Source organism: Micromonospora phytophila, assembly GCF_023656545.1.
In the GTDB taxonomy this organism is placed as follows: Bacteria; Actinomycetota; Actinomycetes; order Mycobacteriales; family Micromonosporaceae; genus Micromonospora; species Micromonospora phytophila.
The window spans coordinates 1-3,558 of the sequence record NZ_JAMOKF010000450.1; the positions used below are offsets into that span (position 1 = coordinate 1).

Annotated in this window: 3 protein-coding genes; all 3 read left to right on the forward strand. The window is 73.9% G+C overall.

Features of this window, described 5'->3' with window-relative positions; all coding sequences use genetic code 11:
- A partial coding sequence (locus tag NCC78_RS29330) for a cold-shock protein (RefSeq protein WP_443677213.1) occupies window positions 1-294 on the forward strand: 294 nt, incomplete at its 5' end.
- Between the two features lie 53 nt (window positions 295-347).
- The gene (locus NCC78_RS29335; protein WP_250798597.1) at window positions 348-2,657 is read left to right on the forward strand and encodes an RNA degradosome polyphosphate kinase; all 2,310 of its coding nucleotides are present in this window, start codon (window positions 348-350) and stop codon (window positions 2,655-2,657) included.
- A gap of 24 nt (window positions 2,658-2,681) precedes the next feature.
- Window positions 2,682-3,558, forward strand: an 877-nt coding sequence (locus NCC78_RS29340; RefSeq protein ID WP_250798598.1) for a CYTH and CHAD domain-containing protein, incomplete at its 3' end; no start/stop codon positions are given.

The following is a 3,558-nucleotide window of genomic DNA, read 5'->3' on the forward strand; positions in this document are numbered from 1 at the left end:
GGCCGCGGCGGCCCGGCTCGGGCTCGGGCCGCGCACCGCCGCGCTCACCGTCGCCGGCTGCCCGGCCTGACCGCCTGCGGGTGTAGCGTGCGGGGCATGCAGGGCACGGTGGCCACCTACGACGCGGCGACCCGCAGCGGGATGCTGCTCCTCGACGACGGCACCGAACTGGCCTTCCCGGCCCGGGCCTTCGACGCCTCCGGGCTGCGGCTGCTCCGCCTCGGCCAGCGGGTGCGCATCGACACCGACGCCACCGGCGAGGTCGTCCGGGTGACGTTGCCGACGATGGCCTGAACGACTGGCCGCAATTCATTTTGCGTTAACCCGGATCGGGTGATTATGAGCGGGTGAGCACCCCTCGCGAGCACCCCGCAAGCCAGCCGCCCGACACCGACCCGGCCGAATCCCGCAACGGCGCCCGACCCCGTGGCACCGACGGCCGCTTCCGCACCGCCCGCACTGTCGAGACGGCCCACGCCGACGCCGCCGGCCCCGACGCGGGGGCCGACTCCGCCGGGCTGGAGGAGGTGCTGGACCCGGACACCGCACCGGCCACCCCGGTCATCGTCGACGACGACGCGCCGGCCGCCGCGCGGCTGCCCGAGGACCGGTTCCTCAACCGGGAGCTCTCCTGGCTCGACTTCAACGCCCGGGTGCTGACGCTCGCCGAGGACCAGCGCACCCCACTGCTGGAACGGGCCAAGTTCCTGGCCATCTTCGCCAGCAACCTCGACGAGTTCTTCATGGTGCGCATCGCCGGGCTGAAGCGGCGGCTCTCCGCCGGCCTGCCGGTCCGCGGCGGCGACCGGCTGCCGCTGCGTACCCAGCTGGAGCTGATCGCGGAGCGGACCGCGGCGCTGACCGCCCGTCACGCCGCCTGCTTCGTCGACGACGTGCTGCCGAAGCTCGCCGCCGAGGACATCCGCGTCCTGCGCTGGAGCGAGCTGGGCGACGCCGAGCGGGAGCGGCTGCGCACCTACTTCCGGGAACACATCTTCCCCGTACTGACCCCGCTCGCGGTCGACCCGGCGCACCCCTTCCCGTACATCTCGGGGCGGTCGCTGAACCTGGCGGTGGCGGTCCGCGACCCGGACGGCGGCTCGGAGCTCTTCGCCCGGGTCAAGGTCCCCAACAACGTGCCCCGGTTCGTCCGGGTCGACCGGGACCGGCCGGGGGTGCGGGTGCTGCCGGTCGAGGATCTCATCTCGGTGCACCTGGGCCAGCTCTTCTCCGGCATGCAGGTGGTCGAGTGCCACCTGTTCCGGGTGACCCGCAACGCCGAGGTGGAGGTCGACGAGGACCGCGACGAGGACCTGCTCCAGGCGCTCGAACGGGAGCTGGCCCGCCGCCGCTTCGGCCCGCCGGTACGCCTGGAGGTCGCCGCCTCGATCTCCGACCACATGCTGGAACTGCTCGTGCGTGAGCTGGACATGGACGCGCAGGACGTGCTGCGGGTGCGCGGCCTGCTCGACCTGTCGGCGCTCTGGCAGCTCTACGGCGAGGCCGACCGCCCCGACCTGAAGGACCCGCCGTTCGTGCCGGCCACCCACCCCCGGCTCGCCGAGGGCGAGGTGCCGCGGAGCGTCTTCAGCACCCTGCGGGACGGGGACGTGCTGGTGCACCACCCGTACCACTCGTTCGCCACCAGCGTGCAGCGCTTCATCGAGCAGGCTGCGGCCGACCCGGACGTGCTGGCCATCAAGCAGACGCTCTACCGCACCAGCGGCGACTCCCCCATCGTCGACGCGCTGGTCGACGCGGCGGCCGCGGGCAAGCAGGTGGTGGTGCTGGTGGAGCTGAAGGCCCGCTTCGACGAGATCGCGAACATCGGCTGGGCCCGCACCCTGGAACGCGCCGGCTGCCACGTGGTCTACGGCCTGGTGGGTTTGAAGACGCACTGCAAGACCGCCCTGGTGGTACGCCAGGAGGGCAACCAGATCCGCCGCTACTGCCACATCGGCACCGGCAACTACCACCCGAAGACGGCCCGGCTCTACGAGGACTTCGGCATGCTCACCGCCGACCCGGAGATCGGCGCCGACCTGACCGACCTGTTCAACGTCCTCACCGGCTACAGCCGGCAGACCGCGTTCCGGCGGCTGCTGGTGGCGCCGCAGGGCATCCGCAGCGGGCTGGTCGAGCGGATCGAACGGGAGATCGCGCACGTCCGGCTCGGCATGCCCGGGCTGGTGCAGTTCAAGGTGAACTCGCTGGTCGACGAGGAGCTCACCGATGCCCTCTACCGGGCCTCCCGGGCCGGCGTGCACGTCGACCTGCTCATCCGGGGCATGTGCACGCTGCGGCCAGGCGTGCCAGGCCTGTCGGAGAACATCCGGGTCCGCTCCATCCTCGGCCGGTTCCTGGAACACTCCCGGATCTTCCGGTTCGGCAACAACGGCGACGCCGAGTTCTGGATGGGGTCGGCCGACCTGATGCACCGGAACCTGGACCGTCGGGTCGAGGCGCTGGTGCAGGTCAGCGACCCGGTGGCCCGGGCCGAGCTGGACCACGTCATGGCCGCCGCGATGAGCCCCGACGTGGACGCGTTCGAGCTGGCGGCCGACGGCAGCTGGCGACGGCGTGCCGGCACGGACGACGCGCCCCTGGTCGACCTCCAGGAACTGCTGCTGCGCCGCGTCGGTGGCACGGCCGGCTGAGGCCCGCCGGCATAGGCTGACGAGATGGTCGAGGAGGAGCAGAAGTACGAGGTCGACGACGACCACGCCCTGCCGGACCTGTCCCCGGCCGTCCCCGAGGGCGGGGCGGTGCGGGCGGCGCCAGCGGTGACGCTGGTCGCCACGTACTTCGACACCGCGGACCTGCGGCTGGCCCGGGCGGGGGTCTCGCTGCGCCACCGGGAGGGGGACGAGCTGCCCTGGACGGTGAAGCTGCCGACGGGCACCCCCGGCGTGCGGCACGAGATCTCCCGCCCCGGCCCGGCCGGCGCCGTCCCGCCGGAGCTGGCCGAGCTGGTCACCGTGTTCCACCGGGGGGCGCCGCTGGCCCCGGCGGCGGTGGTGCGCACCGTCCGGCACGGGCAGGAGGTGCGCGACCGCGACGGCACGCTCCTCGCCGCGGTGGTCGACGACCGGGTCACCGTGCTCGACGCCGACGGCGCCACCACCGCCGCCTTCCGTGAGCTGGAGGTGGAGCGCAAGGCCGGCGACCGGGCGCTGCTGGACCGGGTCGGGTCGCTGCTGCGCGAGGCGGGCGCGCGGGGCGGCTCCTTCACGCCGAAGCACGTCCGGGCGCTGGGCCCTGCCGCCGAGGCCGAGCCGGACCTGGTCGCCCCGGCCGGGCTGGGCGCCCACCCCACCGCCGGCGAGGTGGTCACCGAGGCGCTGCGGCGCGAGGTACGGCGGTTGCTGACACACGATCCGCTGGCCCGCATGCGCGCCCCGGCGGACGACGGCGGCAGCCCGGTGCACCAGCTGCGGGTGGCCTGCCGGCGACTGCGCAGCGACCTGAAGACGTTCGCGCCCCTGGTCCGGTCCGGATGGTCCCGCCCGTTGCGCGGCGAGCTGAAGTGGCTCGCGGACTCCCTGGGCGCCGCCCGCG